General features: G+C 72.7%; 1 protein-coding gene. It reads right to left on the reverse strand.

The window, feature by feature from the left end:
* Nucleotides 1–174 precede the first annotated feature (174 nt).
* A partial coding sequence (locus GTY84_RS04685; RefSeq protein ID WP_345943341.1) for a hypothetical protein occupies nt 175–1,749 on the reverse strand: 1,575 nt, incomplete at its 5' end.

Genomic DNA, 1,749 nt, shown 5'->3' on the forward strand with positions numbered 1-1,749 from the left:
TGTGGTCGGCCGGGGACCGGCCGCCGGTGGGGTGCTCGATGACCGTGAGGCCCTCGGCCCGGAGCGCGGCGACGAACTGGGCGTAGGTCATGGGTGTGGCCATGCGGCCTCCAGACATGGGAGAAGCCCCGGGCCGGATGGGCGCGGGGCCGAGGGTGGGCGGGGGTGTGGGGGTCAGAAGCGGCGGACCAGCCGGAGCGACGTGGCGTAGAGGCCGGTGCCGTCGAGCGCGGACGCCCCGCCCAGGTCGCCGAAGGTGGCCGCGTTCGGGGTCTTCCGTGAGTTGATGAAGCGTGGGCGGCCGTGCTGGTCGACGCCGAGATAGATGCCGTTGTGGTCGAGCTGGCCCGCGACCGGGTCGGTCTGGTCGGCGTCGAAGTGCGGGACGTCCCCGGGCAGTAGGCCCGTCAGCGGGGGCGCGGTGTCCACCGCCTGGGCGACGATCACGCCCGGCCCCCTGGGGCCGATGTCCTTGGTCTGCCTCGGGATGGCGAGGCCGTCGATCCCGGCGCTCCTCACCATGGGCAGGCCCATGTGGTGGCCGTAGATCATCCGGACGAAGCCGCTGCAGTCCATGCACCGGTCCCACTCCGGAGACGTGCTCTTGGACTCGCCGTTCGGGAACGTCCAGTCCAGGCCCATGAACTGGTGGAAGTCGGCGCCTTCGCGCCTGAGCCCGTCCGGCCCGTCCGGCCCGTACTTCGACTGCCCGGCCACCTGCGTCCCGGCGCCGAGCCGGGGATCGGAGACTGGCGGGGCGCCCGTTGCGTACATCATCGCGTAGGCCAGCGCGTCGGGGGTGGTGTCGGCAGCCCATGCCTGGATCTGCGCGGCGAGCGCCGGGGACCACTGCCCGGTGAACGGCTGGGGCAGGACGCGCACCCAGGTGTCGTGGGTGACCGTCGGCGGGTCCGGCCAGGCCCCGCTGTAGAGCTGCACGTCGTGGACGCGGAAGGAGAACGGGACCGCCGTGCTGCCGCTGCTGGCGATGCCGCGGACACCGATCCGCCCGGCGCCCAGCGTGCCGTCCACGACCTCGTGCGCCCACGTGGCGGGCTCTGGGCTGCCGTCCTTCCAGGCCCGGCACCGCAGGGTCGTGCCCTGCCGCTGGGCCCGGATGTGCCAGATGTCCCCGACCGNGTAGCCGGTGCCCAGCTCGACCGCCGCGCCGAGGGTCGTGGTGGCGCTGGGGGTCTGGCACTCCAGCACGAGCTGCACGACCCCGCTCGTGAGCACCGAGAGCCGCGCGCGGTACTGCGACGTCGAGCTGGTGTACGCGAACGCCAGGGCCAGGCTGCTGGCGTTGCCGGTGGGCATCTTGTCCAGCGACCACGAGAGCCTGGCGTCCAGGTCCGTCACGTCGTTGACCAGGGAGGTGTGCCTGCTGGCGTTGACCGCGGTGATCGCCATGAGGCCCCGGCCGGGTGTCACCGTGTAGTCGGTCTCGACGCCGTTCGAGTTGGACCAGGACCCGCCCGCAGGCGACACCCCCCACCCGCTCGTGGTAGTCCGCTGGAAGGCGTCGGTGAAGGGGCGCTTGTCCTCGGTGAAGCTCCGAGTCTGGCCGCGGACGGTCACGGTCTTCGCGCCTTCGGTCAGGGTCGCCAGCAGCCCCCGAGTGTCGTGCACCCGCAGCAGCCGCGGGACCCCCGCGACCACCTCCGTGACCAGCGGGGAGGACGGCGGGCGCCGGTCGTGCTGGTCGTCCAGCACAGCGAGCAGCGGCATGTCAGAGCCCCCTGATGTCGA

It is taken from the genome of Streptomyces sp. SID8352, assembly GCF_009862265.1.
In the GTDB taxonomy this organism is placed as follows: Bacteria; Actinomycetota; Actinomycetes; order Streptomycetales; family Streptomycetaceae; genus Streptomyces.